Source organism: Bacillus sp. TH19 (genome assembly GCF_016651075.1).
Taxonomy (GTDB): Bacteria; Bacillota; Bacilli; order Bacillales; family Bacillaceae_G; genus Bacillus_A; species Bacillus_A mycoides.
The window spans coordinates 1,325,108-1,351,356 of sequence record NZ_JAEKEO010000007.1; the positions used below are offsets into that span (position 1 = coordinate 1,325,108).

39 protein-coding genes are annotated in these 26,249 nt (G+C 35.9%); 25 read left to right on the top strand and 14 right to left on the bottom strand.

Going from position 1 to position 26,249, the window contains the following annotated elements; translation table 11 throughout:
• The 5 genes from JFU54_RS10625 (at window position 1) to JFU54_RS10645 (ending at window position 3,231) form a co-directional block, all read left to right on the top strand.
• On the top strand, window positions 1–873 hold the full coding sequence (locus tag JFU54_RS10625; RefSeq protein WP_201064371.1) for an ABC transporter ATP-binding protein: 873 nt from the start codon (window positions 1–3) through the stop codon (window positions 871–873).
• A complete protein-coding gene (locus JFU54_RS10630; RefSeq protein WP_002088601.1) occupies window positions 854–1,522 on the top strand; it encodes an ABC-2 transporter permease in 669 nt (222 codons plus the stop codon). Before JFU54_RS10625 ends, JFU54_RS10630 begins: the two co-directional genes overlap by 20 nt.
• Before the next feature lie 14 nt (window positions 1,523–1,536).
• Window positions 1,537–2,169, top strand: a complete 633-nt coding sequence (locus JFU54_RS10635; RefSeq protein ID WP_201064372.1) for an ABC-2 transporter permease — start codon at window positions 1,537–1,539, stop codon at window positions 2,167–2,169.
• A 32-nt stretch (window positions 2,170–2,201) separates the two neighbouring features.
• On the top strand, window positions 2,202–2,798 hold the full coding sequence (locus tag JFU54_RS10640; protein WP_060749616.1) for an ABC-2 transporter permease: 597 nt from the start codon (window positions 2,202–2,204) through the stop codon (window positions 2,796–2,798).
• 247 nt (window positions 2,799–3,045) lie between these two features.
• Window positions 3,046–3,231, top strand: a complete 186-nt coding sequence (locus tag JFU54_RS10645; protein ID WP_050000311.1) for a hypothetical protein — start codon at window positions 3,046–3,048, stop codon at window positions 3,229–3,231.
• Window positions 3,232–3,247: 16 nt separating this feature from the next.
• Here the strand turns inward: JFU54_RS10645 and JFU54_RS10650 are convergent, their stop codons facing one another.
• From JFU54_RS10650 to JFU54_RS10670, 5 genes are all read right to left on the bottom strand, one after another.
• Window positions 3,248–3,505 carry a DUF3975 family protein gene (locus JFU54_RS10650; RefSeq protein WP_002129069.1) on the bottom strand — a complete coding sequence of 86 codons (258 nt, stop codon included), beginning with the start codon at window positions 3,503–3,505 and terminating at the stop codon, window positions 3,248–3,250.
• A gap of 15 nt (window positions 3,506–3,520) precedes the next feature.
• Window positions 3,521–3,835 carry a DMT family transporter gene (locus JFU54_RS10655; protein WP_002015033.1) on the bottom strand — a complete coding sequence of 105 codons (315 nt, stop codon included), beginning with the start codon at window positions 3,833–3,835 and terminating at the stop codon, window positions 3,521–3,523.
• Between the two features lies 1 nt (window position 3,836).
• A complete protein-coding gene (locus JFU54_RS10660) occupies window positions 3,837–4,169 on the bottom strand; it encodes a DMT family transporter (protein WP_000312339.1) in 333 nt (110 codons plus the stop codon).
• A 71-nt stretch (window positions 4,170–4,240) separates the two neighbouring features.
• Complete coding sequence (locus JFU54_RS10665) at window positions 4,241–4,822, bottom strand: TetR/AcrR family transcriptional regulator (protein WP_002034003.1); 582 nt, start codon at window positions 4,820–4,822, stop codon at window positions 4,241–4,243.
• A gap of 98 nt (window positions 4,823–4,920) precedes the next feature.
• Complete coding sequence (locus JFU54_RS10670; protein ID WP_002129066.1) at window positions 4,921–5,898, bottom strand: LacI family DNA-binding transcriptional regulator; 978 nt, start codon at window positions 5,896–5,898, stop codon at window positions 4,921–4,923.
• Between the two features lie 317 nt (window positions 5,899–6,215).
• Between JFU54_RS10670 and JFU54_RS10675 the strand changes: the two genes are divergently transcribed.
• Window positions 6,216–6,752 carry a DNA polymerase III subunit delta gene (locus tag JFU54_RS10675; protein ID WP_201065576.1) on the top strand — a complete coding sequence of 179 codons (537 nt, stop codon included), beginning with the start codon at window positions 6,216–6,218 and terminating at the stop codon, window positions 6,750–6,752.
• A 37-nt stretch (window positions 6,753–6,789) separates the two neighbouring features.
• Here JFU54_RS10675 and JFU54_RS10680 read toward each other — a convergent pair whose 3' ends face one another.
• A complete protein-coding gene (locus tag JFU54_RS10680; protein ID WP_002015038.1) occupies window positions 6,790–7,173 on the bottom strand; it encodes a rhodanese-like domain-containing protein in 384 nt (127 codons plus the stop codon).
• A 170-nt stretch (window positions 7,174–7,343) separates the two neighbouring features.
• On the opposite strand from JFU54_RS10680, the gene JFU54_RS10685 reads away from it, so the two are divergent.
• Window positions 7,344–8,180 (top strand): lipoate--protein ligase family protein, encoded by an 837-nt coding sequence (locus JFU54_RS10685; RefSeq protein ID WP_201064373.1) that lies wholly within the window; start codon window positions 7,344–7,346, stop codon window positions 8,178–8,180.
• Between the two features lie 28 nt (window positions 8,181–8,208).
• Here JFU54_RS10685 and JFU54_RS10690 read toward each other — a convergent pair whose 3' ends face one another.
• The 3 genes from JFU54_RS10690 to JFU54_RS10700 form a co-directional block, all read right to left on the bottom strand.
• Window positions 8,209–9,048, bottom strand: a complete 840-nt coding sequence (locus JFU54_RS10690; protein ID WP_061689629.1) for a hypothetical protein — start codon at window positions 9,046–9,048, stop codon at window positions 8,209–8,211.
• Window positions 9,049–9,248: 200 nt separating this feature from the next.
• Window positions 9,249–9,920 (bottom strand): DUF1129 family protein, encoded by a 672-nt coding sequence (locus JFU54_RS10695; protein WP_002015041.1) that lies wholly within the window; start codon window positions 9,918–9,920, stop codon window positions 9,249–9,251.
• A gap of 5 nt (window positions 9,921–9,925) precedes the next feature.
• Window positions 9,926–10,243, bottom strand: coding sequence for a PadR family transcriptional regulator (locus tag JFU54_RS10700; RefSeq protein WP_000556081.1), 318 nt, complete (start codon window positions 10,241–10,243; stop codon window positions 9,926–9,928).
• A gap of 156 nt (window positions 10,244–10,399) precedes the next feature.
• Between JFU54_RS10700 and splB the strand changes: the two genes are divergently transcribed.
• The 3 genes from splB to JFU54_RS10715 all read left to right on the top strand — a co-directional run bounded on the left by splB (window position 10,400) and on the right by JFU54_RS10715 (window position 12,688).
• Entirely contained in the window at window positions 10,400–11,425 is a 1,026-nt protein-coding gene (gene splB, locus JFU54_RS10705; RefSeq protein ID WP_002015042.1) for a spore photoproduct lyase, read from the top strand.
• Window positions 11,426–11,558: 133 nt separating this feature from the next.
• Complete coding sequence (gene mntR / locus JFU54_RS10710; RefSeq protein WP_002143106.1) at window positions 11,559–11,987, top strand: transcriptional regulator MntR; 429 nt, start codon at window positions 11,559–11,561, stop codon at window positions 11,985–11,987.
• A 53-nt stretch (window positions 11,988–12,040) separates the two neighbouring features.
• Window positions 12,041–12,688: an HAD family hydrolase gene (locus tag JFU54_RS10715; protein ID WP_002111771.1), complete on the top strand. Its 648-nt coding sequence runs from the start codon at window positions 12,041–12,043 to the stop codon at window positions 12,686–12,688.
• A gap of 80 nt (window positions 12,689–12,768) precedes the next feature.
• Here the strand turns inward: JFU54_RS10715 and JFU54_RS10720 are convergent, their stop codons facing one another.
• The gene (locus JFU54_RS10720) at window positions 12,769–13,170 is read right to left on the bottom strand and encodes an SA1362 family protein (RefSeq protein WP_002015046.1); all 402 of its coding nucleotides are present in this window, start codon (window positions 13,168–13,170) and stop codon (window positions 12,769–12,771) included.
• Window positions 13,171–13,249: 79 nt separating this feature from the next.
• Entirely contained in the window at window positions 13,250–14,170 is a 921-nt protein-coding gene (locus JFU54_RS10725; RefSeq protein WP_002015047.1) for a DUF1385 domain-containing protein, read from the bottom strand.
• A 244-nt stretch (window positions 14,171–14,414) separates the two neighbouring features.
• On the opposite strand from JFU54_RS10725, the gene JFU54_RS10730 reads away from it, so the two are divergent.
• From JFU54_RS10730 to efp, 4 genes are read left to right on the top strand one after another with little or no spacing between them, the layout of a single operon-like run.
• On the top strand, window positions 14,415–14,900 hold the full coding sequence (locus JFU54_RS10730) for a YqhR family membrane protein (protein ID WP_002015048.1): 486 nt from the start codon (window positions 14,415–14,417) through the stop codon (window positions 14,898–14,900).
• A gap of 55 nt (window positions 14,901–14,955) precedes the next feature.
• Window positions 14,956–15,396 carry a type II 3-dehydroquinate dehydratase gene (gene aroQ, locus JFU54_RS10735; protein ID WP_002015049.1) on the top strand — a complete coding sequence of 147 codons (441 nt, stop codon included), beginning with the start codon at window positions 14,956–14,958 and terminating at the stop codon, window positions 15,394–15,396.
• A 4-nt stretch (window positions 15,397–15,400) separates the two neighbouring features.
• Window positions 15,401–16,462 carry a Xaa-Pro dipeptidase gene (gene pepQ, locus JFU54_RS10740; protein WP_002033991.1) on the top strand — a complete coding sequence of 354 codons (1,062 nt, stop codon included), beginning with the start codon at window positions 15,401–15,403 and terminating at the stop codon, window positions 16,460–16,462.
• Window positions 16,463–16,483: 21 nt separating this feature from the next.
• Window positions 16,484–17,041 (top strand): elongation factor P, encoded by a 558-nt coding sequence (gene efp, locus JFU54_RS10745; RefSeq protein WP_002033989.1) that lies wholly within the window; start codon window positions 16,484–16,486, stop codon window positions 17,039–17,041.
• Window positions 17,042–17,076: 35 nt separating this feature from the next.
• Here efp and JFU54_RS10750 read toward each other — a convergent pair whose 3' ends face one another.
• Both JFU54_RS10750 and JFU54_RS10755 read right to left on the bottom strand, forming a co-directional pair.
• Window positions 17,077–17,397 carry a hypothetical protein gene (locus tag JFU54_RS10750; RefSeq protein WP_016100630.1) on the bottom strand — a complete coding sequence of 107 codons (321 nt, stop codon included), beginning with the start codon at window positions 17,395–17,397 and terminating at the stop codon, window positions 17,077–17,079.
• Window positions 17,378–17,956: a GNAT family N-acetyltransferase gene (locus JFU54_RS10755; RefSeq protein ID WP_176280945.1), complete on the bottom strand. Its 579-nt coding sequence runs from the start codon at window positions 17,954–17,956 to the stop codon at window positions 17,378–17,380. The genes JFU54_RS10750 and JFU54_RS10755 overlap by 20 nt, the downstream gene beginning before the upstream one ends.
• Window positions 17,957–18,137: 181 nt before the next feature.
• Here JFU54_RS10755 and JFU54_RS10760 point away from each other — a divergent pair, with 181 nt between their 5' ends.
• From JFU54_RS10760 to JFU54_RS10800, 9 genes are read left to right on the top strand one after another with little or no spacing between them, the layout of a single operon-like run.
• On the top strand, window positions 18,138–18,419 hold the full coding sequence (locus tag JFU54_RS10760) for a YqhV family protein (protein ID WP_000816054.1): 282 nt from the start codon (window positions 18,138–18,140) through the stop codon (window positions 18,417–18,419).
• Between the two features lie 27 nt (window positions 18,420–18,446).
• Entirely contained in the window at window positions 18,447–19,373 is a 927-nt protein-coding gene (gene spoIIIAA / locus JFU54_RS10765) for a stage III sporulation protein AA (protein ID WP_002143102.1), read from the top strand.
• Window positions 19,367–19,882 (top strand): stage III sporulation protein SpoIIIAB, encoded by a 516-nt coding sequence (gene spoIIIAB / locus JFU54_RS10770; RefSeq protein ID WP_002088574.1) that lies wholly within the window; start codon window positions 19,367–19,369, stop codon window positions 19,880–19,882. Before spoIIIAA ends, spoIIIAB begins: the two co-directional genes overlap by 7 nt.
• A 14-nt stretch (window positions 19,883–19,896) precedes the next feature.
• Window positions 19,897–20,100 carry a stage III sporulation protein AC gene (gene spoIIIAC / locus JFU54_RS10775; protein WP_000020914.1) on the top strand — a complete coding sequence of 68 codons (204 nt, stop codon included), beginning with the start codon at window positions 19,897–19,899 and terminating at the stop codon, window positions 20,098–20,100.
• Window positions 20,101–20,123: 23 nt separating this feature from the next.
• Window positions 20,124–20,507 (top strand): stage III sporulation protein AD, encoded by a 384-nt coding sequence (gene spoIIIAD / locus JFU54_RS10780; protein WP_078172833.1) that lies wholly within the window; start codon window positions 20,124–20,126, stop codon window positions 20,505–20,507.
• Between the two features lie 10 nt (window positions 20,508–20,517).
• On the top strand, window positions 20,518–21,690 hold the full coding sequence (gene spoIIIAE / locus JFU54_RS10785; protein ID WP_002067101.1) for a stage III sporulation protein AE: 1,173 nt from the start codon (window positions 20,518–20,520) through the stop codon (window positions 21,688–21,690).
• Window positions 21,691–21,702: 12 nt separating this feature from the next.
• Window positions 21,703–22,335: a stage III sporulation protein AF gene (gene spoIIIAF / locus JFU54_RS10790; RefSeq protein ID WP_002015059.1), complete on the top strand. Its 633-nt coding sequence runs from the start codon at window positions 21,703–21,705 to the stop codon at window positions 22,333–22,335.
• Window positions 22,325–22,987 carry a stage III sporulation protein AG gene (gene spoIIIAG / locus JFU54_RS10795; protein WP_002088572.1) on the top strand — a complete coding sequence of 221 codons (663 nt, stop codon included), beginning with the start codon at window positions 22,325–22,327 and terminating at the stop codon, window positions 22,985–22,987. Before spoIIIAF ends, spoIIIAG begins: the two co-directional genes overlap by 11 nt.
• A 15-nt stretch (window positions 22,988–23,002) precedes the next feature.
• Window positions 23,003–23,659 (top strand): SpoIIIAH-like family protein, encoded by a 657-nt coding sequence (locus JFU54_RS10800; RefSeq protein ID WP_002015062.1) that lies wholly within the window; start codon window positions 23,003–23,005, stop codon window positions 23,657–23,659.
• 58 nt (window positions 23,660–23,717) lie between these two features.
• Here the strand turns inward: JFU54_RS10800 and JFU54_RS10805 are convergent, their stop codons facing one another.
• A complete protein-coding gene (locus tag JFU54_RS10805; protein ID WP_012261697.1) occupies window positions 23,718–23,915 on the bottom strand; it encodes a hypothetical protein in 198 nt (65 codons plus the stop codon).
• Between the two features lie 471 nt (window positions 23,916–24,386).
• Between JFU54_RS10805 and accB the strand changes: the two genes are divergently transcribed.
• Both accB and accC read left to right on the top strand, forming a co-directional pair.
• On the top strand, window positions 24,387–24,875 hold the full coding sequence (gene accB, locus JFU54_RS10810) for an acetyl-CoA carboxylase biotin carboxyl carrier protein (protein WP_002033941.1): 489 nt from the start codon (window positions 24,387–24,389) through the stop codon (window positions 24,873–24,875).
• A gap of 16 nt (window positions 24,876–24,891) precedes the next feature.
• Window positions 24,892–26,244 carry an acetyl-CoA carboxylase biotin carboxylase subunit gene (gene accC / locus JFU54_RS10815; protein ID WP_002015065.1) on the top strand — a complete coding sequence of 451 codons (1,353 nt, stop codon included), beginning with the start codon at window positions 24,892–24,894 and terminating at the stop codon, window positions 26,242–26,244.
• Window positions 26,245–26,249: the final 5 nt, after the last annotated feature.

Sequence of the window (26,249 nt, forward strand, 5' to 3'; positions counted from 1 at the left end):
ATGTTAGAGCTAAAAAACGTTTGTAAAAGTTATCAAGATTTTGCAGTGAAAAATGTAAGTTTTACATTACCACGAGGATATATTATGGGATTTGTTGGACCAAATGGAGCCGGGAAAAGTACGACAATCAAAATGATTATGAATTTAATTAGAAAAGAGAGCGGTGATATAAAAATTTTTGGTAAGGACAATAAGAAAGCCGAAAAGGAAATAAAACAAAATATCGGTTTTGTATATGATGAAAATCATTATTACGAAGATTTAACGTGTGAGCAAATGAAACGGATTATTGCACCGTTATATAAAAAGTGGGACGAAAAGCAGTATCAATCGTATATGCAGAGATTACAAGTTCCAACGTATAAAAAGATTAAAGAGTTATCCAAAGGGATGAAAATGAAATTTGCGATTGCAATCGCACTTTCACACCATGCGGAATTCATTATTATGGATGAACCAACAGCAGGATTAGACCCAGTTGTTCGAAGTGAATTACTTGATATGCTGCAAGAGATTGTAATGGAAGATGAAGTATCTGTATTATTCTCAACGCACATTACAACAGACTTAGAGCGCATCGCGGATTATATTACGTTCATCAACGATGGAGAAATTATATTTACTGGTGAGAAAGATGAACTAATGGAGAACTACGTAATCGTAAAGGGAAGTAATGATTTATTAGACCGAGAAGGAAAAGAGCTATTTGTTGGATTACGAAAAAATAAGTTTGGTTTCGAAGGTTTAGCGAAGGATAAACAAGCAATTGTCGATTGGTTTGGAAATGAAGTTGTACTAGAAAAGCCTACATTAGATGATATTATCGTTTACACCGCGAAAGGGAGAGGTGCTTATGCGTCAGCTCATATATAAAGATTTGTTCTTTTTTCGGGTAACTTGGTTAGTGAATCTTATTGTGCCCCTTGTGTTATTTATGTTAGATCCAAGTGGTGAATTGTTAGTTCCGATGAGTTGTCTATTTATAACTCTTTCCTCCGTTATGACGTTAATCTTTATGGATGAAAGGAATAAAAGTGACATTATTATAAATAGTTTACCGGTAAGTCGAAAGGATATCATTATTGCTAGATATATTTCCAGTGCAATATTCATTGTAGGTGGCATGATCTCTACTATGCTAGTTGTTTTTCTTATAAGAGGTATTGTGGTCATTGGTGATATCGGTGCATATCATCCTAATCTATACATTGAAATTCCATGGTATGAAGTAATAAATGGAGTTGTTTACGCCGTATTTTTGGTTGTCACGTTTTTCCCTAGTTATTATGGTACAAAATCGAAGGTAGTAAGAAGTATAGTATCAGCAGCATCAATAGGAGTGGGAGGAATCCTTTGGATATTTATTAGTGATGGGCTGAATGAAACAGCACCTTCATTCATTGAGTGGATTATGAATCCAATGCATATTGGTGTATTTATAATTGGATTCATTACATTAGTTAGTATGTATATCGCTTCTATGTTTCTTACAATTAAAATTTATGGAGCACGTGATTTGTAGAGAGGAGAATTCATATGCAACAGTTGATTTTGAAGGAGTTTTTCTTACATAAGAAGATGTTTCCTTTATATTTTTTAATACCTATTTTCTCTGTTTTTAGGAATCCCGTCCAACCAATGGGGATTGCAATAGGATTATTTATAACATGTAGTACGATTATATATATTTCTTTTTATTATGACGAGAAAAGTAAAGCAGAAAAAGTATTAGTGAGTTTGCCTATAACGAGAAAAGAGATAGTTATAGCTAAATATATTTCAAGCTCATTATTTATTATGGCTGGTTTGAGTACAACTTTTATAGTCGTAATATTAGGAAATATTTTATTGAACAGAGACATAGCTATTCCTGGATATGCAATATTTTCGGCAATAGTAGCTATTTTGATCTATTGTGTTGTAACGATACCTGCTAATTACGTTGGAGGATATAAAGCTACTTCTGTTTTGAATGTTATTATGGTTTTGCCTTTAACGGGTATGATTGGCCTTATGTGCAATGTTTTTGGTGATAAAATAATTATGTCAAAAGTACTTCAATCTGAAGATGCTACACTAGCAATGGGTATGCTTGGCATCGGAGTGTTAGTAAGTATAGTTATATCAATGTTTCTCTCAATGAAAATGTTTCAGGAAGCAGAGTTATAGAAGGAGCATTTTCATATTAGGAGGTGTAATACATGATCAAGCAATTAATTTTAAAAGATTTCATCATTCAATGGAAATTTTTAATTTGGTACATACTCTATCCTATTCTCTTTTATATGGCTTTAACAGATACGGAAAATCTATTCATAATTATGTCAGTAATTATTACAATTGGGGCAACAGTAAAAACATTTGAAGCAGATAGTAAAAATGAGAGTGAAGTTATAGTAAATAGTTTACCAATATTGAGAAAACAAATTGTATTTGCGAAATATATAGTAGCAATTATTATTCTTTTTATAAGCGTAACGGTCGGTTGTTTCACGATGGGAATGAAGAATGGGGTTAACCTATTTGAGTTTATTGAAACGACAATGGTTGCTAGTATTAGCTTTATTTTAGTGTATTTAAGCTTTGTTTTACCGATATCGTTTTGGCTAGGGTATAAAAAAACTATTTTTATTACGATAGTAATATTCATGGCGCCAATTGTTATTTTAGAAACTTTGTTTCAAATCAACCTGGAACAAATTCAACTATACAACAGCGTGTTATTCGTTAGTTCAATTTGCATGTTCATAGTATCTATCTTCGTTTCAGTGAAATTGTATGAGAAGAGAGAATTTTAAAAGGTGCCTCATAAAAGGCACCTTCTTCAATAACGGCAATACGAGAGCAAAAGTTTATAAACAGAAAGGCTATTAGGCACATCTTTCGGAGTATGTAATATAAAGCTGAAAACGATAACGAAAATGAGAAAGAGGAAAAATAAAAATAGGATCTGCTTATGTATAGAATTTTGCATATAACCCACTCCTTTTTTAGGTAGTATGTCCAAAAGAAAGAAGGATATGAAAAATTTTAGGAGGGAGAATGATGAACAAAAGAAAATGGTTATATAGAATAGGAGTACTTTTATTTTCAATAGGTCTCACATTAGCAAATTTTTATTCGGATATACCACCGCTATTTCCTATTTTGCATAAAGGGATTGGTATGAGTGTTGTCATAGTTGGTTTGCTTTGTCTTATCGCATCAAATTTCTATAGAAAATCTAAATAGACATAAAAAAGGACAGTTACTTCTTTTCAGAAGAACTGTCCTTTTTAAATAACTTGTTCCATAGCTTGGCGATACTCCATATAATCACGATTGTAATGGAGGCAATAATTGACCAAGCGATAGATGCAATTTCAAGTGCCATGTTAGGAAGGAATGTAAGAATGGATAATACTTTATGAAACAGCCATTCTATTATATGAAAACTTATTTGTAATAGAATGATAATCCCGAGTGTGATCCATGTTAAGATTTGTTTTCCTTTTTCTTTCCACATGACATTCACCTCACGTTAGCCTAATAATTTTAAGCCAACAGCGCCGCATAGAATGCAGCTTAAGAAGGCAAGGCGACGCCAATCCGCTGACTCGCGGAAAATAAGAATACCGAGAAGTGCACTTCCGGCAGTTCCGATTCCAGTCCAAATTGCGTAAGCAGTTCCCATCGGTAATGTGTTCATTGCAAGAGATAAGAAGAAGAAGCTTACGCCAAAGTTAGCGATTAAAATAACTTTTGGTGCCCAGCCTTTCTTTTCAGTGGCTACTTTCATAAAGAGTACACCAACAATTTCACAAATACCAGCTAGAATTAAAAATACCCAAGCCATTTTATGCGGCCTCCTTCGCTTCTTTTTCTTCTGTTACTCGTTTTAAACCAATTACTCCGAAGAAGATTAAACCGATTAATAATACTTTTACGATAGAGAAAGGTTCTCCGAAGATGAAAATCTCTGTAAGAACGATTCCACCAGCTCCAATTCCTGTAAAGACTGCGTATACAGTGCCGACAGGTAAATCTTTATATGCTCTAAATAATAAGACGAAACTAATTGTAATTAATAGAGCAACACCAGCCCACTCAAGTGGTGCCTCCGCTTTTTTAAGTCCAATAACCCAAAAGATTTCAATAATACCAGCTATGATTACATAAATCCATGCCATATGTCATTTCTCCTTCCTACCAGTCGTTAGGTAAAGGGCTTAAAAACGACGCATTGCAAAGGAGCAATCCGTCAGTTTGAAAGGCCGCGCCAAAATACTTTCCAAGAAGCTTCTAAACGTGTCTCAAAACGATTTAAACCTGCGTATAGTAGTTCAACCATAAGGCCGTCAAGTAAGCATAAAAAAGCCTCCAAAGCATCTTTTACTTCAATGTTATGCAGTTCATCTTGTTCGCTTGCTCTTTTAAACACAGGGAATAAAAGTTTTCCGACATTTTCAATGTGTACATTCGCTTTATCAATAATTTGTTCGCGAAATGCATCCGGCGGAAAATAAGAAGTTCGTAACCAAAACATTGATTCTTCACTTTCACCAAATCGTTTTGCATAACCTTTTAACAGATTTACTAGCAATTCTTCAGTAGACGATTTTGAAAAATTTTCGATATCGTCAGTGAAGCTTTGTAAATCTTTTTGAAGAGCGGATTCTAAGCATGTAAAATATAGCTCTTCTTTTCCTTTAAAGTGTGCGTAAATCGATGGTTTTTTAATCCCAACTTCTTGAGCAATATTTGCTAATGAAGTTCCTTCGTAGCCGTAGCGCGCGAAATGAGAAAGTGCTACAGCTTTAATGCGGTTTGCTGTCATTTTCATCCCCTACCTACCGTTCGTTAGGTTCATTATATGAGATAAAAAATATAAAGTCAATAGGTGAAGAACTGAAAAAAGAGTGCTATGGTTGGCACTCTTTTCTAGACTGTTTTTCGCTCAATTAAATGGAATGAAAGTTCTTCTGAGTTTCCAATAATGTGTTCGTTTTGTATCTGTTTATGAAATAAAGAAAAAGCACGTGATCCCATTGTGAGCCCGGGATGCTCAATAGTTGTAATTTCTAATGCTTTTGAAATTTCATGGTTATCAAATCCCAGGATAGCGAGGTCTTCAGGTATGCGAATGCCATGTTTTTTTGCCTCTGTTAATAAACCAGCAGCTACTTGATCGTTCGCTGTGAAAATAGCGGTTGGACGATTTTTCATGTTTAAAATACGATGAAGTATTTTTGCCCCGTCCTGCATCGTATAACATTGATGAAAAACCCAATCAGGGTGCACTGTTTTTCCTTCTTGACGAAGAGTATCGGCGAAAGCTTTTTCACGATCGATTGAATTAGCACTTGTTTTTCTTGCTAAACAAATGCCGATTTTTTCATGACCTTTACTGAGTAAATAGGAAGTACCAAGGCGGAATCCTTCGTAATGATCTACATAGACAGATGAAATGAGGGGATGTTTCATTTTTTCACATGAAATAATAGGGGCAAATTTTGCGAACGGTTCAATTTGTTCCCATGAACTCGTGCGAGAGCAAATAATCATCCCGTCAAATTGCTTCATTTTCATCATTTCAAGAACGCGAATTTCTTCAATACTATCGTAATTCGTTTGGCATAAATTAATATGATATCCAGCTGCTAACGCTTCGTTTCCGATTCCTTCAATGATCGTGCTAAAGTACGGAAGATTAATAAAAGGTAGCATAACGCCAATTGTATATGTTTTACCCTTTATTAAATGGATAGCATTTATATTTTTTGCATAGTTCAATTCTTCAACTGCATCTAAAACACGCTTACGCTTTTCTTCTTTTACGTAAGGATGATTATTAAGAACACGAGAAACAGTTGATATAGATACACCAGCAGTTTTTGCAATTTGTTTTATATTGGCCATATGTATCACCTCTTTCCTTAATTATAAGGGGAAAATAATAAGAATGAAAAAAATCTTGACCTGAAAAGCTTTTCACAATCTATGTTATAAGCATGACTTCTGTTGTTCGCGTAACCTTTTTATTTGGGCGTAAGAATAGTGGGGTCTTTTTTGTATGTCTGCAAAGAATTTTTGTCAGAATGTGTGAGAATAACGTGGAAAGTTTTCGGAGGAGGCGTTTGATAACGAAGCGAATAGTAGAGAGTATAAACGCTTCACTCGTTAAGAGAGCGGTATGAAAGGGCGGAAACAAATTGAAAAAAGGAATCATTTGTTTCGTGTTTTCTAGTGTAATACTTAGCTCATGTTCATTTCAGCAAACGATGCAAGAAGAAAAAACATTTGTAGGAACAACAGGAGGGGCTAAGGACCGTGTTACTGATCCGATTCCGCTAAAGGAACTTCCAAAATATTTTCCGGCAAAGTTTAAAGTTCCAACGTTTTTACCTTATGACATTACGAGTGATGTGCAGGGAGAGGTAAGAACGATGGGAAAGAAGAATGCTGTCTTAACGATTAAATATAAGCAACAAGAGAAAGGAAGGCACGATTATATAGAATTAACAGTGGCCAACTTTTCTTACAGTTTTCCATACCTCGTAGAAGAGAATCGATTTCAAGAACAAATGAAATTGAATAATGGAGCACCTGCTTATTTTAAAAATAAGGATGATTACGAGCGAGGGGACGAATTTGCTACGCTTATATGGAAAGAGAAGGGGATTGAATATCAGCTATTATATCGTAATGTAAATGAGAAAGCTGAAGATGTGATTAAACAAAATCTGCTGTACATTGCGAACAATATGGAATGAAAAAACTAGCTGTATCGTGCAGCTAGTTTTTTGTATATTATTTCTTTTTAATTTTTCCTGACCAAGATTTAAATCCACCTTTTAATTGGTAGAAATCTGTGTAGCCTTGTTTTTTTAAGTATTGAGCTGCACGACCTGTACGGAATCCGCTTTGGCAATATAAATAAACCGGTTGATCTTGGCGAAGTTCTTTGTGGCGAAGGCGAATTTGTGATAATGGAATGTTACGCGCACCTAAAATATGTCCCGCGTTAAATTCATCCGCTTCGCGAATATCGATAAGCTGTGCTTTACGGTAGCCAGCGCGAAATTCATCTTCTGAAAGTGTTTTAATTAATTTTTTCTGATAGAAATACATCCATACAGTGTAGCCGATGAATGCTGCAATTGCGGCTAGTATAATAATCAAGTTTGTTGACACGATTCTATCGCTCCCTTTTTTCTTATCCTACTTTCAATATTATAATGCCCATATGTATTTATGCAACAGATTCATTTGTATATAAGAAGAAATTTCGTATTCTTTCACAAATTTTGTCGAATTTGGTAGACTAGAGAATGTGAAAAATAATTGGTTATATGAGGTGCAGGATGGGAAAAGAAAAATGGTGTTATATTAACTCTGGTCAATGTTCACCAGCATTTAATATGGCGTTAGATGAATGTTTATTAAATTGGCAAAGTGAAAAGAAAATGCCACCAACAATTCGTTTTTACGAATGGGAAGTACCAACATTAACAGTCGGGTATTTCCAGCGTGTTGAAAAAGATATAAATATGGATGTAGTTAACGAAAAAAAATATGGATTCGTTCGTCGTCAAACAGGCGGCAGGGGTGTACTACATGACAAAGAATTAACGTACAGTGTTATTGTGTCTGAAGATCATCCGAATATGCCAAAAACAGTTACAGAAGCATACCGAATTATTTCGCAAGGCTTATTGGACGGTTTTAAGGCATTAGGATTAGAAGCGTATTATGCAGTTCCGAAAACAGAAGCGGATCGTGAGAATTTAAAAAATCCGCGTTCAGGAGTATGTTTTGATGCGCCATCTTGGTATGAGATTGTAGTTGAAGGAAGAAAAATCGCGGGTAGTGCCCAAACACGTCAAAAAGGTGTTATCTTACAACACGGTTCTATTCCGTTAGAAATAGATTTAGATGAGTTATACGACCTATTTTTATTCCCAAATGAGCGAGTAAAAGAGCGTATGAAAAACATGTTTTCTTCTAAAGCGGTAGCGATTAATGAATTAACAGACCGCACATTTACGATTGAACAGTTAATTAAAGGGTTTGAAACTGGATTTGAAAAAGGTTTAGATATAGAGCTTGTGCCGTATGAACTAACAGAAGAACAGCTTCATGAAGTTCAAACTTTAGCAAAAGAGAAGTATGAAAGTAATGAATGGAATTATAAAAAATAAGGAGATGGCGACCGCCATCTCCTTATTTTTATAGTAAATTAAGTACTTTTTCTACTTTGATTCCTTTATCTTGTAAAGAACGAAGGCGATTTACAACGTCCATAATTTCTTTGTCGAATGTAACGCTAATACCTTGGCTTTGTAGCTCTTTTTTTAATCCTTCAATAGAATCATCTATGTCGATGCCAAGCTCGTAATCTTGACAAACTTCAATTGTCTTTTTCACAAGTTTAACATAATTTTCTTGTAGTTTTGTATTTGTTTCAGTCAAAGCAGGTTGCTTCGGTTTTATAGGAGTAACCGGTGCTGTCTCTTGCTTTGTAACTGGAGTAGGTACTGCTTTTTTCACAGGTGCTGGAGTAGATAGTTCTATAGCTGCTTCAACACTTACTGACTTCGGCGTTGGTACCGGAGTAGGTTTAGATGCAGCAGGTGTTTCTACTCGCGTAATAGGCTTTGGAGCAGGTGTAACTGCTTTTGGAGCTTCTACAACTACTTCTTTTTTCGGAGTAGCTTCTACAACTGTTTCTTCTTGCTCAGCAGCTTCTTTATTTTCTTTGCTCCACATAACGCGTTCAACTTCTAGAGAAACATTATTTTTGTTCATCGCTGTTAATGTAACTTTACCAACCTCAGCGTTCCCAGTGAAATCAACAATTTTATAAATAACACTCTTGTTCCAATCCACGTTTCCGCTCAAAAATAATTCTTCGTTACATTTCGGCGTTAAGCCCTCGATTTTAATTTCTGCGTTTACACCGTTTTCACTGTATACCATAATTAGCGAAGCATTTACATCTTCGTCTGCTAACATTAGTTCACGTACCATTTTGCCGGTGCGTACTTGCGTTTTCTTCTTAACTGACATCAAATTTCTCCTCTCAAAAATTCAGTAATAATAAAAAAATCGTATAACGAAAAATAATTGCTCACGAAGATTTATGATACCGATAATAAAAGCATCACGTCAACAATTAACTTTAATTATTTTGCATTTTTCTTATTTTCTTTATGAAATTTTTCAATTTGTAAAATTATACAGAAGAAAAACAGCCGTTTGAAGGGCTGTTAAAAATTTGATTTTTTGTATAGTAATTTATATAAAATAAAAAATAGGATAGCGATTAAGGCGTTTTGCCAAAAGGTTAGATGATAAATGAGATAAGGTTGTTTTTTAAAATAGACATTTAAAAATACAGCTGAACAAAATGGAGTAGCAAATGCGAATCCAAATAGAATCCTTCTTTTCCAATTCATCTTTTGATTAAAGGAATAGCGCTTTAATAAATATAAAATGAAAAGTATACCTAGTATAATAAGTGAAACGAACAAAGTGGTTCCAGGGATGCTAAAAGCTGGGCTTAATTGTTCGATATTCTTCCCGAAGATTAAAATGAAAGTCGAAACAAGTGCATCTATTCCAAACTGTATAGCAAGAAGTAAGCTAATAACAAAACCGATTAAAGAAGTTTGTTCTAGCTTTGTTTGGGTTGGTAAAGCTGATATAAGTTCATCGCAGTAAGATCGTAAATCATTTCCGAAAATATCATAAGCATTTTTATTTTCTGCTTGTGCTTCGATGAGATGATCTAATATTTCTAATAAAAGTTCTTCTAATTTTTGTTCGGGTACGTTAGATAATCGGAGATATACTAGCATATCACCGTAAGCAGCTTCGTTTTCAGGTGTTAGAAGTTCGCGTTTTTTATTGTTCAATTCAACCATGTCTTTCGCTTTCATCCCTATCACTCCCCTTGTAATAAGTTGTTTACCGTCGTTGAAACCATTCCCCAACTTTTTTTAAATTCTTCAAGTTGTTCTAATCCCTTATCAGTTACGTGATAATATTTTCGCTTCGGTCCCAGAGAGGAAGCCTTTAATGTACCTTCAATAAGTTTCTCTTTTTGCATGCGTAACAATAAAGGATAGATGCTTCCTTCACTTACGAATGTAAAGCCGTGTTTATTTAATTTTGTACTTAGTTCATATCCGTACACTTCTTCTTGTGAAATGATATATAGAATGCAACCTTCTAGTACACCTTTTAACATTTGGCTGTGCATGATTTCACCACCTTTTATCCAGGTAACTTGCCTTGCAAGGTAGCTGTTATCCGAATTATAACAGTCAGTAACTTGCAACGCAAGTTACTGAAGTGGAAAACTTTAATCTGTGTTAATTTTCATGTGCTTCCCATACTAATGAGAGGAGGGAAGCACATGAAACCATTTATGCCAAAACTCGTTTACTTTGAACCGAGGGCACTCGAATATCCGCTTGGAAAAGAGCTTTATGAGAAGTTTACGAAGATGGGATTAGAAATCCGTGAAACGACATCACACAATCAAATTAGAAATTTTCCAGGGGAAAATGAATTGCAAAAGTATCGTAATGCAAAAGCAACACTTGTCGTTGGGGTGAGGAAGACGTTAAAGTTCGATACATCAAAACCTTCAGCTGAATATGCAATTCCGCTTGCAACAGGGTGTATGGGACATTGTCATTATTGTTATTTGCAAACGACACTTGGGAGTAAACCTTACGTAAGGGTGTATGTGAATCTAGATGAAATCTTTGAGAAGGCAAAGCAATATATGGATGAAAGGGCCCCTGAAATAACAAGATTTGAAGCGGCGTGTACATCAGACATCGTTGGAATTGATCATTTGACACATGCATTAAAGCGGGCGATAGAGTTTATCGGAGAAAGTGAACATGGACGTTTACGCTTCGTTACGAAATATTCGCATGTTGATCATTTATTAGATGCAAAGCATAATGGGAAAACGCGTTTTCGATTTAGTATTAATTCACGTTATGTTATTAAAAATTTTGAACCAGGGACATCGCCATTTGAAGAGCGAATTGAGGCTGCTCGTAAAGTAGCGGGGGCTAATTATCCTCTTGGCTTTATTGTTGCGCCAATCTATATGCATGAAGGGTGGGAAGAAGGGTACCGTGAATTGTTTGAACGATTGTACAATGCGTTAAAAGACATGACGATACCAAATTTAACGTTCGAATTAATTCAACATCGTTTTACGAAACCAGCCAAAAAAGTCATTCAAGAACGTTATCCGAATACGAAACTTGAAATGGATGAAGAGAAGCGGAAATATAAATGGGGACGATACGGTATTGGGAAATATGTATATCAAAAGGATGATGTGGAAGTATTAGAAGAAACAATACGAGGTTATATATATGAGTATTTTCCCGATGCAGAAATTCAATATTTTACATAAGGGGAATCTGGATTCTTTTTTTGTTTTATATATTTAGGCTCGTTTCCACCTTGTCACGTTATTCTTTCTGGTGTATCATTTTATTGATTGCTTCGTACGGAATAAGCAAAATGAAATTGGATGGAGGAAACCGATGCCTACCCCTAGTATGGAAGATTATATTGAACAAATTTATTTGTTGATTGATGAAAAGGGTTATGCCCGTGTATCTGATATTGCTGAAGCGCTTAGTGTACATCCATCCTCTGTAACAAAAATGGTACAAAAATTAGACAAAGACGAATATCTAATTTATGAAAAATATAGAGGGCTTGTATTAACATCAAAAGGTAAAAAAATCGGAGAACGTCTCGTATATCGTCATGAATTGTTAGAACAGTTTATGCGCATTATCGGTGTGGATGAAAGCAAAATTTATAATGATGTAGAAGGAATTGAACATCATTTAAGTTGGGAATCAATTGACCGTATCGGTGATTTAGTACAATACTTTGAACAAGATGAAGTTCGAGTAAAAACACTTCGTGGTGTTCAAAAAGCAAATGAAGAGAAAAGTAATTAAGGGGAACGTGTGGCGTTTCCTTTTTTATTTCAATCGAAAAGGACGGGAGAATAATGAAAGCAATTATTTTTGATTTTGATGGATTAATTGTGGACACAGAAACAATATGGTTTCACTCTTTCAGAGATGCTGTTCGTGAATACGGCGGTGAGTTACCTTTAGAGGAATTTGCAAAATGTATTGGAACGACAGATGAAGTGCTTTATGCATATTTAAAAGAGCAATTAAAAGAAAAATTTAACGAGCATGCATTAAAGGGAAAAGTAACAACTTTACATAAAGAGAAAATGAAAATACCAAAAGCGCGTGACGGGGTAAAAGAATATTTAGAAGAAGCGAAAGAACTTGGATTGAAAATCGCATTGGCCTCTAGTTCATCTAGGGAGTGGGTCGTTCGTTTTTTAGAAGAGCTACAAATTAGAGATTATTTTGAAGTGATTAAAACGCGAGAAGATGTAGAGAAGGTAAAACCAGATCCAGCTCTTTATAAAGTTACGATAGAAGAATTAGGAATTGAACCATCAGAAGCTGTTGTATTTGAAGATTCATTAAATGGATTGAAAGCAGCGGTGGCAGCAGGATTAAAGTGTGTCGTCGTACCTAATGATGTGACAAGAAATTTGCAATTTGAAAACCATCACCTTCGTATCGAAAGTATGAAAGAGAAAAGTTTGAAAGAAGTGCTTCAACATATAAAGTGAAACTTTAATCAGTAGGGTTTTTCGCATCTTCCACTGATTATTAGCCCCGCACCAACCGGGATAAAAAAAGACCGTATTTCCTAAAAGGAAGCACGGTCTTTCTTTTTGTTTTTTTTACCTTCAATGACAGTTAAATGAGATTGTTTTCTTTTTCTTTTCAACGATGGAGAATTACCCTTTTTCCCCTTGTCATCAGAAGCATTTCGTTTCAAGAAAGAATTGCTTAGGGGTGCTACATTTTGTTTCCCGTGTTTGCGGTTCGATTGTTTCGCTGCACGCTTATATGAGCTTTGCGAATTTGCAGAACCACTAGAGTTTGTAAACATTTTGTAGAGTAAGTAAAAGATACCGACGACAGCTAACATGATACCAATGTTTTTCAATACTTCCATTGGATTTGTAATAACAGATGAAACAAGGCCGAATATTGCCAATCCGATAATAAGCACAAATATAGCGAATGTAAACGAACGACCGTTCATAAGGGACACCTCCTAAAAACATATATTAAAATTAGTATATTAACGATGAGGAAAGGAGTTGAACACCATTTTTAAATAATTATTGTTTGTTTTCTAAACGTAATAATTCTTCAAACGATGCGATTGCAACTTCCGCTTGATCATCTGTTGGTTCTTTCGTTGTTAATAGTTGCAGCCATAATCCTGGATATCCAAGTACTCGTAAAACAGGGACATCTCGTAATCGATTGGTAAATTGTAATACTTCAAAAGAAATACCGAGAACAACTGGAATTAATAAAATTCGGTTTACTACCCTTGCCCAAAGCGGATCTGTAGGGACGAGGAAATAGACAAACATTCCAATAATGACTGTAAATATAATAAAGCTACTCCCACAGCGATAATGGAGGCGAGTTTGCTTTTGAACATTTTCTACAGTCAGTGGAAGATTATTCTCATAAGCATTGATTACTTTATGTTCCGCACCGTGGTACTGAAATACCCGCTTAATAAGTGGGGTTAAAGAAATGAAGTATATATAGCTCAATAATAGCATGAGCTTAATGACACTTTCGACAATGATTTGCCCTGTATGAGATGGGAAAATCGGTCTCGTTAATTCAGCTAAAAGTGCAGGAACTGCTGTGAAAATTACTTTACCAAATATGAACGATAAAACGCCAACTGCTGCAACTCCTAATACCATCGTTAATTTTGATTGTTCTTCTTTTTTATTTGCAAGTTGTTCATCTTCTTCTGGGTGGACATCAAATCGTTCTGAAGCAAAGTTTAAATGTTTCGCTCCATTCGCACTTGCATCCACAATAGCGGCAATACCTCGTAAAAATGGAATTTTCTTTAGTAGAGATAATGCTTTATTACGAACGCGTGGTAAACGATAAAATTCAATCGATTTATCTTTACGACGAACCGCTGTAACAGTATATTCTCTACCGCCAAACATAACTCCTTCTATGACTGCCTGCCCGCCATATATTTGTTTTGACTCTTCTGCCATGTTAACACCAACCTGTATTTGTTTCTCTCTTATGTAGAAAAAGAGGCAATTGTCATACTTGGTTTTGTCATCTTGAAATAAGACAATCACCGAGTTTCCTTTATTTTATCGACAAATACAGGCAGATGACAAGGGAAAATGTTACGAGAGTCGGACATTTCTTATTCTTTTTATAGACAAATTTTGCAGGATTTAAACATGCCTCAAAATAGTTTCGGGCATACTAGTGAGCGGAGGTGTCAATGTGAATCAAGAACAATCAACAATAAGAAACTTTGTACAAATTGGTTTATTTGGTGGCTTATTTTGGGGAGGTATATGGTATTTCCTTCATATATTCTCATTTACAGAAGCTGGACCTAACTATTTACTTTTACCGTTTGCATTTGGAGATTGGAAAGAAGGGGTTTGGGGAAATGTACTAGGTATCGTTTGTATGGGACTTCTTTCAATTTTAGTGGCATTTCTCTATAAAGCCCTTTTTAAAAAGTTTGAAGGAGTATTCCCTGGCGTACTATACGGTTTGTTTTGGTGGGCATTATTATTTTTGGGGATGGGGCTAATGGCACCTGTTATTAAAAGTGCACTCCATTTACCGAAAGAAACAATTGTAACGACAATATGTATCTTTATATTATATGGTGTTTTTATTTCGTATTCTGTAGCATTCGAATCGAATAATACAAATAGAGGAGAAGGGGTCGAGAAGACAAACTATTCAAATAAGTGATTCATATGTTAAAATGTCGTATAGACATTTTTTAATATTAAGGAGTTTTAAGAAAATGAAAAAGTTACTCCTCGTAAATGGTCCTAACCTAAATCGCCTTGGCGTTAGGGAAGTAAATGTATACGGAAAAGGAACGTTAGCGACGCTTGAAACAGATATGAAACACGAAGCAGAGAAAATGGGAGTGGAGTTAGAATGTTTCCAATCGAATCATGAAGGTGCTATTATCGATCGTCTTCATGAGGCTGAAGATATATATGAAGGGATCATTTTAAATCCTGGAGCATTTACGCATTATAGCTATGCGATTCGAGATGCAATTGCGAGCATTTCGATTCCTGTTATTGAAGTACATATTTCTAACATTCACCAGCGTGAATCGTTCCGTCACGAATCTGTGACGGCGGCTGTTTGTGCGGGACAAATTGTTGGATTTGGTTTTTATGGCTATAAGTTAGCGTTATTTGCATTAATGGAGAAATTGAGGGAGGCATAAAGTAATGGAAAAGATCGAGAGATTAAGAAGTGCGTTTGATGAGGCTGGTATTGACGGTATCGTATTAACGAATGAACATAGCCGTAGATATATGGCGAATTTCACAGGAACAGCTGGTGTTGTACTAATTTCAAAAGAGCGTGCTCTATTTATTACAGATTTCCGTTATGTAGAGCAAGCTAGTAAGCAAGCGGTTGGATACGAAATAGTGCAGCATCCAGGATTAATTCTTGATGAAGTTGCGAAACAAGTTAAAGAACTTGGAATTCAAAAGCTAGGATTTGAGCAAGATACTCTTACATATAGCTCTTACGTAACGCATAATGAAGCGATCGAAGCTGAATTCATCCCAACTTCTGGGCTTGTAGAAAAGTTACGCTTGATAAAGACTGATTCAGAGATTAAGATATTAAAGGAAGCTGCACAGATTGCAGATGCTGCCTTTGAGCATATTCTATCATTCATTCGCCCGGGAGTATCTGAAATTGAAGTGTCAAATGAACTTGAATTTTTCATGAGAAAACAAGGAGCAACATCTTCTTCGTTTGATATTATCGTTGCTTCAGGTCTTCGTTCGGCATTACCGCACGGCGTGGCATCTGAAAAAGTGATAGAAAAAGGAGATTTCGTTACATTAGACTTCGGCGCTTATTACAAAGGATATTGCTCTGATATTACTCGTACGATTGCAGTCGGTGAACCATCTGATAAATTAAAAGAAATTTATAATATCGTTTTAGAAGCACAACTACGTGGTGTGAACGGTATTAAAGCTGGTTTAACGGGTCGTGAGGCTGATGCATTAACGCGTGATTACATAACGGAAAAAGGATATGGTGAATACTTCGGACACTCTACTGGTCATGGAATCGGTCTTGAAATCCATGAAGCACCAGGTTTAGCGTTCCGTTCTGATACAGTACTTGAACCAGGTATGGCTGTAACAGTAGAACCAGGTATTTATATTCCAGGTGTTGGCGGGGTACGTATTGAAGATGATATCATTGTAACAAGTGAAGGCAATGAAGTAATAACGAAATCACCAAAAGAACTTATTATTTTGTAATACACAGGAGGATTTTTTTACATGATTTCAGTAAACGATTTTCGTACAGGTTTAACAATTTCAGTGGACAATGCCCTTTGGCAAGTAATGGATTTCCAACACGTAAAGCCAGGTAAAGGTGCTGCATTCGTTCGCTCTAAACTACGTAACCTTCGCACAGGATCTGTTCAAGAGAAAACATTCCGTGCAGGTGAAAAAGTAGAAAAAGCACACATCGAAAACCGTCGTATGCAATACTTATACGCGAGCGGTGAGTCTCACGTATTTATGGATAACGAAACTTATGAGCAAATCGAACTTGGCGAAAACCAAATCGAGCGCGAATTAAAATTCTTAAAAGAAAACATGGGAGTATCTATTATGACATACCAAGATGAAGTACTTGGTGTTGAGCTTCCGAACACAGTTGAATTAACAGTGTCAGAAACAGAACCTGGTATTAAAGGTGACACAGCTTCTAACGTAACAAAACCAGCTAAATTAGAAACTGGTCTTGTTGTACAAGTACCAATCTTCATTAATGAAGGCGAAATGCTTATCATCAACACTGGTGAAGGTAAATACGTTTCTCGTGCATAGTAGAAAAGCACTCGTGATTATCACGAGTGCTTTTTTTATAGGAAATAGGGCAGATAGTAAATTGCAGTTATAACAAAACTAACTGTGACGAGTGAAAGGGTACCCATAATATATGGAGTCAAAACAATTTGAAACGGGCGTATTTCACCAGTTTCAATACCGGTAAAAGTTTTATTCGTTACATGATCCATATTGTTATTTCTAAAGTTACTCATAATAATTAACCACGTAATTGCAAATATTGCTAGACTGCCAAGGAAAAAGCTCTCCAAAAATGACCAGCCGACCATTTTTGAAAAAAGATAAATAATAGCTAATTCTACTACAATTGTTAAACTAATTTTTAATGCTTTCATATTTTCCCCCCTCATTTTGTACGTCCAGCCAATTTGAAAAATTCTTGCGTGATACGACATGTAGTGAGCAAGGTGACTTTACTTCTTTCTCAAGTGCAGCATGTTCGCCTGGAAACTTGTTTTCCACATGCAATGAAATATAAGGTAGTTTCTCTTGCGCCTTTAAAGAGCGAATGTTAGTCGTTTTGGCACCAGCGAATACGTATGTGAGTTGTAAGTCTAAGAAAGCAACTTTAAAGATTTCTTTTTTAGCGGCCTCGTTATATCCTTTTCCCCAGTATGGATAGCCGATCCAACTGCCAATGTGAGATTGCTTTTTCTCATAATTAATATGTTTAAGTGTGGTGAGGCCAATTATTTCATTTTCTTCATTTACAATCACTCTTGATAAGGAGTGCTTTTTTCGTTCCTCTTCAATTGCAAAAAGAATGAATGTTTTTGTATCTTCCACTGATTCTACTTTTAGCCCTAATGCATTTTTTACATGTGGATTGCTTGATAGCTCAAAAATCACATTTGCATATCGTAAATCGAGCGGTAATAAAGTAACTTGCTTCATCATCTATGCTCCTTTTCTATTAAATATACCATAAATTAATTAGAATATTCAGTTTTAGGTTAAGTCGATAGAGAAAAATTATGTTTTTACTTCTGAAATAGACAACCTCTGCATATGGTTGTACAAATATATTCTTTTTCAGAATAAGGAAGTAGTAACTGTTATGGGAGAAGGTGGGAGAATGAAACAGTGGCTAGCGGCAATGGAAACATCCGTGCTTGTTATGGGATTACTTCGGTTGTTTTCAGGAAGCGCGGAAATATTCGCCGCTCTGCTTATGCTTTACGTGAATGATGCGAAGAAAGCATTGTTTATAAATGGTATGTTGGCGTTTGTTGGACCGACCGTATTAATTTTAACAATGACAATTGGCATAGCGAGTGTAGCAAGTGAGATTTCTTTCTTGAAACTCTTTTTTCTAGCGCTTGGAATTGGCTGCATTTTTATCGCGTTGTTGAAATAGTAAGTCGAGTATAGTGGGGAGAAGCTTATGAAAGAAGTATTAGAAGTTTTACCGAAAGCGATGAGACAGTTAGTTGAAGGCTGTAAACAATACGATACTCTAGAGGAAATTCGCGTTCGAATTGGAAGGCCACTAGAGTGTATTGCACATGGAGAAGTGTTTTTCTATGACTATATCGCTACAGCGGAAGATGCAATCCATTTATTGAATAAATTAAGTCAATTCTCAATTTATACGATGGAAGAGGAATTGAAACGTGGATATGTGACACTACGAGGAGGACATAGAATTGGCCTAGCTGGAAAAGTCATTACAGAAAAAAGCGCAGTGAAAATGATTCGAGATGTCTCTTCTTTTAATATTCGTATTGCCCGTCAAAAAATAGGGATTGCTGAGCCGCTTCTGCCATATCTTTATGAATCGCGATGGTTAAACACGATGGTAATTGGCCCACCGCAAACGGGGAAAACAACACTTTTAAGAGATGTAGCACGCTGTATGAGTCAAGGTGTAAGTGCTTCGAAAATTCCTTCATGTAAAGTGGGGATTGTTGATGAACGATCAGAAATTGCGGGCTGTGTGAAAGGAATCCCGCAATATGACTTTGGCGTGCGAGTAGATGTATTAGACGCTTGTCCAAAAGCTGAAGGAATGATGATGATGATTCGTTCTATGAGCCCAGACATATTAATCGTAGATGAAATTGGACGTAAAGAAGATAGTGAAGCGATTATGGAGGCGGTACATGCAGGTGTTCAGCTTTTTATAAGTGCACATGGATTTTCTTATGATGATGTTGTGAAACGTCCATCGTTACAGGCGGTGCTGGAACTTGGTGTATTTGATAGGTTTGTGGAATTATCAAAAGCGAGAGGGCCAGGAACAGTTATGCAAGTGAAAGATAGAGATGGAAAACCAGTATTATCCCATAGAAAGGTTCAAGGCGTATGGTGAAAATATTTGGTGCGGTATTAATAGTTGCTGTTAGCACTTTTTTCGGATTTTCATACGCTAAAAGGTACAGTGAGAGACCGCGGCAACTTAGGTTATTGAAGGCAGCATTGCAATCATTAGAAGCTGAAATTATGTATGGACACACGCCGTTATCTGAGGCTGCAGAGCGTTTAGTCAAACAAATGCCGAAGCCGTTAAATTGGATATTTCAAAGCTTTTCGAAACGGCTAGAGGACGGGGAGCAAACAGTTAGAGAAGCTTGGATTGATAGTTTGAAGGAGAACTGGACGTTAACGGCGTTTAAACAAACCGAGTATGAAATCTTACAACAATTTGGTGAAACACTTGGACAACATGATCGTGAATCACAGCAAAAACATATTCGCTTATGTATTACACATTTGGAGAGAGAAGAAGGAGAAGCGAAAGCATTACAACTACAATATGAAAAAATGATAAAGAGTTTAGGGGTACTAGCAGGGCTACTTATCGTAATTTTACTGCTATAGGGGGGAGAAAGGCGATGTCCATTGATGTTGGATTAATATTTCAAATCGCCGGAATCGGCATTGTTTTAGCTTTCATTCATACTGTACTAAAAGAATTAAAGCGAGAGGATATTGCAAATTGGGTTATCCTTGTCGGTTTTGTCGTTATTTTGTTTCATGTTGCATTTTTAATTAATACTCTATTCGACAAGATTAAAAGTGTCTTTCTCTTCCAGTAAAGGAGGCGGTTCGAATCGAAATTATACAAATTGTCGGATTAGGCCTCGTTGCTACATTTTTAGCTGCTGTTTTAAATCAGCATAAGTCTAGTATTACATCGTTATTTATTGTGTTCATTGGTAGCATGATGTTTCTTCTCTTAATCGATCAAATTCATTCTATTTTACAAATGATTGAGAGAGTGGCGAGTGAAGCGAAGGTTAGCAACGTATATGTAGAAACGTTATTGAAAATTATAGGGATTGCTTATATCGCTGAGTTTGGTGCGCAAATTACAAAGGATGCTGGTCAAGGTGCAATCGCTTCGAAAATTGAATTAGCTGGGAAAATCTTAATTCTCGTCATGGCAATTCCTATTTTGACGGTTGTAATTGAAACAATTCTCGGTTTTTTACCTACGGGATAAGGGGGAGTGAATGTTGAGGAAGTTTGGAGCTAAGCTATTATTTGCTTGCTTCCTTTTCTTTTCTTTACCGATTGTTGTACAAGCTTCTCCTATAGAAACAAACGTCGTTGATCAACAATTGGATAAGCTCGGAATTGAAGATGTGAAGCAATTTTGGGACGGGCTTGTTACAAAGTATGGAGGCTATTTACCAGAGAGTCAAAAAGGAAGCTTTATGGAGTTTGTAAAGGGAGAAAAAGAGTTCTCCATAAAAGAGTGGATGATAGGTCTACTAAAATATTTATTTCATGAGCTTGTTGCAAATGGAAAGTTACTCGGAACGCTCATTATGCTCACGATTTTCAGTGCATTGTTGCAATCGTTGCAATCTGCTTTTTCAAAGAGTAGCGTGAGTAAAATCGCTGATGCAGTCGTATACATGGTACTTATTATTTTCGCTTTAAATAGTTTTTATGTCGTTATGACATATGCAAGAGAGACGATACAAACAATGGTAGATTTTATACTAGCGTTATTACCAATTTTACTTGCACTCGTAGCAACAGGCGGCGGTGTTGTTTCTGTATCATTTTTTCATCCAATCATCATTTTCTTAATGAATACGAGTGGGCTTCTTATGAACTATATCGTTCTACCACTTTTATTACTTGCAACTATATTAAGTATTGTAAGCACGATGAGTGATCAATATAAAGTTACGAAATTGTCCAAGCTTTTGCAAAACGTTAGTGTTGGGATTATTGGTATCTTTTTGACGGTTTTTTTAGGCGTATTATCTGTACAGGGAACAGCGTCAGCCGTTGCTGATGGTATAGCTGTGAAAACGGCTAAATTTGTAACAGGAAATTTCATTCCTGTAGTAGGAAGGATGTTTACTGAGGCGGCGGATACTGTTATTAGTGCATCTGGATTATTAAAAAACACAGTCGGAATTATCGGGCTCGTTATTTTATGCTTAATTGTCGCTTTCCCAGCGATTCAAATTTTTTGTATCGCGTTTATTTATAAATTCGCAGCAGCAGTATTGCAACCAGTAGGCGGAGGAGCAATTATTCAATGTTTAGATATCATTGGACGAAGTATCATTTACGTATTTGCTTGCTTAGCTATCGTATCATTTATGTTCTTTTTAAGTATCACAATTATTATTGCTGCCGGGAACATTACTCTCATGATGCGGTAGGAGGTGAAGAGTATGCAATTTGTTACAGAGTGGATTAGAAATATTATCGTTTTTTTACTCTTAGCGACAATGCTTCATCTTATTCTTCCAAATTCAAATTTGCAAAAGTACGTTAAATTCGTTGTAAGTCTATTGTTAGTCGTATTAATTTTAACGCCTCTATTTAAGTTGTTACAAACAGATGTAAATGAAGTTATCGCAAATTTCAATGAGGAAAAGTACGTAGCAGATGGATCTGTAAAAAATTCGATAGATTCGAAGAAAAAAGAAATACAAGCTCTAACACGTGCATATAGTTTAGAAGAGATGGCTACCAAAATGAAAAAAGACGTAGGAAAAGAGTTTGAGAAAAAGTATGGTATGACAGTCTCTGAAATACAAATAGTCGCAGTGGAACATGCAGAAGAAGTAAAGTCAGCGAAAGATATTCAATCTGTTGTTGTGACGTTGAAAGAAAAAGAACGTAGTAAAAATGATGCAATCGAAACAGTAAAGCCAATTGAAATTAATATGAAAGAACCTCCAAAAAAAATAGAAGAAACGAATGTAGAAATGAAAGATTTCTTTTCAAGCAGGTGGCAACTAGAGGATAAACAAATCCAAGTTCAGATGGAAGGGAGGACAGGTAGCGTAAATGGACAATAAAGATAAAAATTCGAGGTTCTCATTTTTTCGAAACCTATTAAATGGGGATGGAAAAGAAAGTAATGAGAAGGGGAAAAAGGTAACACCTAAGTTTTTGCTTGTCCTACTCATACTTGGGATTGCACTTATGTTTTCTAGTAATTTCTTATCACCTAAAAAAGAAGAAGTGCCTGTGTTTAAAGAAAAGACAAGTCAAAGCCAAGATAAAGATGTACCAACTTTCGGTCAAAAAAACAATGATAATATGTCAAATGTAGAAAAATACGAAAAAGCGTATGAACAAGAATTGAAAGCTTCTTTAGAAGAGATAGCCGGAGTAAAAGATGTAACTATTAAAGTGAACTTAGATTCATCTGAAGAAAAAATACTCGAGAAAAATACAGTAAAACGTTCACAAACGACAGGTGAAACTGATAAAGCAGGCGGGAAAAGGGAAGTAGAAGACGAGTCTCTTGATGAAAAGACAGTCATTATACGTGAAGGTGATAAAGAAACTCCAATTGTTTTGCGAACAGAGAAACCGAAAGTACGAGGTGTTCTGGTCGTAGCAAAGGGAGTGGATAATATACAAATAAAAGCAATGGTAAAAGAAGCTGTGACGCGATTATTAGATGTACCAGCTCATCGCGTTTCAGTATCACCGAAAAATTGATAGGGAGGAAATAAAGTGTTAAAAAAACAAACGGTTTGGCTATTAACGATGTTAAGTTTAGTGGTTGTACTATCTGTTTATTACGTAACAACTCCTGATAAAATGAATACAGCAGCACCGGCAACGGGTGAAAAGATGGGACAAGAAAAGCAAGGTGTTGATAAAGCAGTTACAAAAGAAACAACGAAAGAAACTACAAATAAAGAGACAACAAAAGAAAATACAAGCAAGGAAACTACAAATAAAGAAACAGACAAGAAAGAGAATGACAAAAAAGAAACAAGTAAAAAAGAGGCTAGCGTAACAGTTCAATCAAGCGATGAGAATTTTACAGCGCTACGTATGCAAATGGAAGATCAGCGTAGTGTAGAGAAAGAAAAGTTACAAAATGTAATGAAGTCATCAAAATCTTCAGCAGAAGAAAAGAGTAAAGCGAAAGATAATCTTGATGCAATCACTACGATGGAAACGAAGCAACAATTACTTGAGACAGTGATTAAATCTCAAGGCGGATATAAGGATGCTCTTGTAAGAGCTGATGGAACAGACATTAAAGTAACAGTTAAATCGGCAAAGCATTCACAAAAAGAAGCGAATAAAATTATTCAGCTCGTAAGAAGTGAAGGTGGTTCAAAAGATGTAGGTGTGAAATTTGATCCATCAGTAAAATAAATTGAAATTATAATAGGTGTTGCTGCTTCAAATTAGATAAAAGAATAATAGAAAAAAGCTATCGTTTTCGATAGCTTTTTTCTATTTCATCTTTGCAGTTGTATTTAGTATTTTCAATTGGAAACGGGGAAATACGCTGTGAGTAAAAGATTAATGGTTCGTGATGATGGTGATTAGTTTTTCCAGATTTGACGTGAATGAAGAGGACCAATGTCCAAATCACTACGGCAGGCAAGAACAGGATGAGCCATATCATATGTCCGCACCTCACTACAATAAATTTGCTACACTTTGAACATACTATTCTTTTATGAAGGAAGAATGAACGGCGCGTAAACAAAAAAATAATATTTGGTAAAAATATGTTTTTTTACCGTGGATAAAATGAAGAATGCTGAGGGAATTACGTTTTTACACTTTGCAGTTTTGAAAAAGTAAAGAATGTTTTTTAGGAAGTGGTCTTGCCAATTTTGTGTGAAACTTGGTATTATTACTAGGTAATAATTTTTTGGTGGAATAATATTTTTACAGGAGTTTCGATTTATAATAAAGAAATATAAATTGGAATGTTTAAAAAATTTAGCGTAAGATGGGAATAGTAAATATTTCTATTAGTAAATGTCATAGGAATAAATTTTCTAATAGAATACATCGTATTTTTACAGTAAATCAGTTTGATGCCAATCTGTAAAAACGGGACAAACAAGAGTATGGGAGTGGATTTTACATGTTTAAAATTCAAGAAGTTCGTGAATTAATTAAATTAATTGATAGCTCTAATATTGATGAATTTGAATACAAAAAAGACGGTACAACAATCAAAATGAAAAAACGTGGTAATGAAGTAGTTACTGTGCAAGCACCGGTAACGAAACAGGTAGTACAGCCAGCAGCATCTGTCGAAGTAGAAACAGCAGTAGCGGCAGCGCAAGTAGAAGCGCCAAAACAAGAAGAGAAGAAAGTTGTTCAAGATGAAAACCTACATAAAATCACATCACCGATGGTAGGGACATTTTATTCCTCTTCTTCGCCTGATACACCTCAATATGTAAGTGTTGGGGACAGAGTATCGAAAGATTCTATCGTATGTATTGTTGAAGCTATGAAATTATTTAACGAAATTGACGCAGATGTAGAGGGCGAAATTGTTGAGATTCTTGTTAATAACGGACAGCTTGTTGAGTATGGACAACCGCTATTTCTTGTAAAAGCGTAATAAGGGAGTCTTTGTGATGATAAAAAAAGTATTAATAGCCAATCGTGGGGAAATTGCTGTACGAATTATTCGTGCTTGTAAAGAAATGGATATTGAAACAGTTGCAATTTATTCAGAAGCAGACAAAGAGTCACTTCATGTGCAAATTGCAGATGAAGCGTATTGTGTTGGACCAACGATTTCAAAAGAAAGCTATTTAAATTTGACGAACATTATTAGTGTTGCGAAATTAACAGGTTGTGATGCAATTCATCCGGGATATGGATTTTTAGCAGAGAATGCAGATTTTGCAGAATTATGCCGTGAGTGTAACTTGATTTTTATCGGTCCAAGCCCAGAAGCCATTTCAAAGATGGGCACAAAAGACGTTGCACGTGATACAATGAAAGAAGCAGGGGTTCCGATTGTACCAGGTTCACAAGGGATTATTAAAAATACCGAAGAAGCGATCGAGCTTGCTAATCAACTTGGATATCCAGTTATCATTAAAGCGACTGCAGGTGGCGGCGGAAAAGGTATTCGTGTTGCGCGCCATGAAGAAGAGCTTGTAAAAGGAATTCAAATTACACAGCAAGAAGCCAGTACCGCTTTTGGGAACCCTGGTGTATACTTGGAGAAGTACGTTGAAGATTTCCGCCATGTTGAGATTCAAATAATGGCAGATACACATGGAAATGCCATTCATTTAGGAGAGCGTGATTGTACAATTCAGCGCCGTCTGCAAAAACTATTAGAAGAAAGTCCATCACCTGCACTTGATGAGAATATTCGCAAGCAAATGGGTGAGGCAGCAGTTAAAGCGGCGGTAGCGGTTGATTATACAGGTGCTGGTACGGTTGAGTTTATTTATGAATATAAAACGAAAAGCTTTTATTTCATGGAGATGAATACGAGAATCCAAGTTGAACATCCAGTTACTGAAATGGTAACAGGGATGGATTTAATTAAAGAACAAATTCTTGTTGCTTCTGGAGAAAAGTTATCGTTACAGCAAGAAGAAGTACAATTTAATGGTTGGGCAATGGAATGTCGAATTAATGCGGAAAACCCTGCCAAAAAATTTATGCCATCTCCAGGTAAAGTAGAAATGTACTTACCACCAGGCGGATTTGGTATTCGCGTCGATTCAGCTGTATATCCGGGATATTCAATACCACCTTTCTATGATTCGATGGTTGCTAAATTAATTGTTCACGGAAAAACACGTGAAGAGGCAATTGCAAAAATGAAGCGAGCGCTCAGTGAGTTTGTCATTGAAGGCGTACATACAACAATCCCGTTCCATTTGCAATTGCTAGAGCATCCTGATTTTGTAAAAGGTGAGTTTAACACGAAATTTTTGGAAGAGCATGAACTTGTGACGCAGTGATACAT

Coding starts and splice junctions, on each gene's coding strand:
- JFU54_RS10690 (WP_061689629.1), bottom strand. CDS start 9,048: ATGTCAGTTAAGAAGAAAACGCAAGTACGCACCGGCAAAATGGTACGT.
- JFU54_RS10640 (WP_060749616.1), top strand. CDS start 2,202: ATGATCAAGCAATTAATTTTAAAAGATTTCATCATTCAATGGAAATTT.
- JFU54_RS10695 (WP_002015041.1), bottom strand. CDS start 9,920: ATGAAAGCGAAAGACATGGTTGAATTGAACAATAAAAAACGCGAACTT.
- spoIIIAF (WP_002015059.1), top strand. CDS start 21,703: ATGCAATTTGTTACAGAGTGGATTAGAAATATTATCGTTTTTTTACTC.
- pepQ (WP_002033991.1), top strand. CDS start 15,401: ATGGAAAAGATCGAGAGATTAAGAAGTGCGTTTGATGAGGCTGGTATT.
- spoIIIAE (WP_002067101.1), top strand. CDS start 20,518: ATGTTGAGGAAGTTTGGAGCTAAGCTATTATTTGCTTGCTTCCTTTTC.
- JFU54_RS10700 (WP_000556081.1), bottom strand. CDS start 10,243: ATGCACAGCCAAATGTTAAAAGGTGTACTAGAAGGTTGCATTCTATAT.
- JFU54_RS10665 (WP_002034003.1), bottom strand. CDS start 4,822: ATGAAAATGACAGCAAACCGCATTAAAGCTGTAGCACTTTCTCATTTC.
- JFU54_RS10755 (WP_176280945.1), bottom strand. CDS start 17,956: ATGAAGCAAGTTACTTTATTACCGCTCGATTTACGATATGCAAATGTG.
- JFU54_RS10645 (WP_050000311.1), top strand. CDS start 3,046: ATGAACAAAAGAAAATGGTTATATAGAATAGGAGTACTTTTATTTTCA.
- accC (WP_002015065.1), top strand. CDS start 24,892: ATGATAAAAAAAGTATTAATAGCCAATCGTGGGGAAATTGCTGTACGA.
- mntR (WP_002143106.1), top strand. CDS start 11,559: ATGCCTACCCCTAGTATGGAAGATTATATTGAACAAATTTATTTGTTG.
- JFU54_RS10625 (WP_201064371.1), top strand. CDS start 1: ATGTTAGAGCTAAAAAACGTTTGTAAAAGTTATCAAGATTTTGCAGTG.
- JFU54_RS10805 (WP_012261697.1), bottom strand. CDS start 23,915: ATGATATGGCTCATCCTGTTCTTGCCTGCCGTAGTGATTTGGACATTG.
- JFU54_RS10635 (WP_201064372.1), top strand. CDS start 1,537: ATGCAACAGTTGATTTTGAAGGAGTTTTTCTTACATAAGAAGATGTTT.
- spoIIIAB (WP_002088574.1), top strand. CDS start 19,367: ATGGTGAAAATATTTGGTGCGGTATTAATAGTTGCTGTTAGCACTTTT.
- spoIIIAG (WP_002088572.1), top strand. CDS start 22,325: ATGGACAATAAAGATAAAAATTCGAGGTTCTCATTTTTTCGAAACCTA.
- JFU54_RS10685 (WP_201064373.1), top strand. CDS start 7,344: ATGGGAAAAGAAAAATGGTGTTATATTAACTCTGGTCAATGTTCACCA.
- JFU54_RS10725 (WP_002015047.1), bottom strand. CDS start 14,170: ATGGCAGAAGAGTCAAAACAAATATATGGCGGGCAGGCAGTCATAGAA.
- JFU54_RS10715 (WP_002111771.1), top strand. CDS start 12,041: ATGAAAGCAATTATTTTTGATTTTGATGGATTAATTGTGGACACAGAA.
- accB (WP_002033941.1), top strand. CDS start 24,387: ATGTTTAAAATTCAAGAAGTTCGTGAATTAATTAAATTAATTGATAGC.
- aroQ (WP_002015049.1), top strand. CDS start 14,956: ATGAAAAAGTTACTCCTCGTAAATGGTCCTAACCTAAATCGCCTTGGC.
- JFU54_RS10630 (WP_002088601.1), top strand. CDS start 854: ATGCGTCAGCTCATATATAAAGATTTGTTCTTTTTTCGGGTAACTTGG.
- JFU54_RS10670 (WP_002129066.1), bottom strand. CDS start 5,898: ATGGCCAATATAAAACAAATTGCAAAAACTGCTGGTGTATCTATATCA.
- spoIIIAC (WP_000020914.1), top strand. CDS start 19,897: ATGTCCATTGATGTTGGATTAATATTTCAAATCGCCGGAATCGGCATT.
- spoIIIAA (WP_002143102.1), top strand. CDS start 18,447: ATGAAAGAAGTATTAGAAGTTTTACCGAAAGCGATGAGACAGTTAGTT.
- splB (WP_002015042.1), top strand. CDS start 10,400: ATGAAACCATTTATGCCAAAACTCGTTTACTTTGAACCGAGGGCACTC.
- JFU54_RS10655 (WP_002015033.1), bottom strand. CDS start 3,835: ATGGCTTGGGTATTTTTAATTCTAGCTGGTATTTGTGAAATTGTTGGT.
- JFU54_RS10760 (WP_000816054.1), top strand. CDS start 18,138: ATGAAACAGTGGCTAGCGGCAATGGAAACATCCGTGCTTGTTATGGGA.
- efp (WP_002033989.1), top strand. CDS start 16,484: ATGATTTCAGTAAACGATTTTCGTACAGGTTTAACAATTTCAGTGGAC.
- JFU54_RS10750 (WP_016100630.1), bottom strand. CDS start 17,397: ATGAAAGCATTAAAAATTAGTTTAACAATTGTAGTAGAATTAGCTATT.
- JFU54_RS10650 (WP_002129069.1), bottom strand. CDS start 3,505: ATGTGGAAAGAAAAAGGAAAACAAATCTTAACATGGATCACACTCGGG.
- JFU54_RS10660 (WP_000312339.1), bottom strand. CDS start 4,169: ATGGCATGGATTTATGTAATCATAGCTGGTATTATTGAAATCTTTTGG.
- JFU54_RS10720 (WP_002015046.1), bottom strand. CDS start 13,170: ATGAACGGTCGTTCGTTTACATTCGCTATATTTGTGCTTATTATCGGA.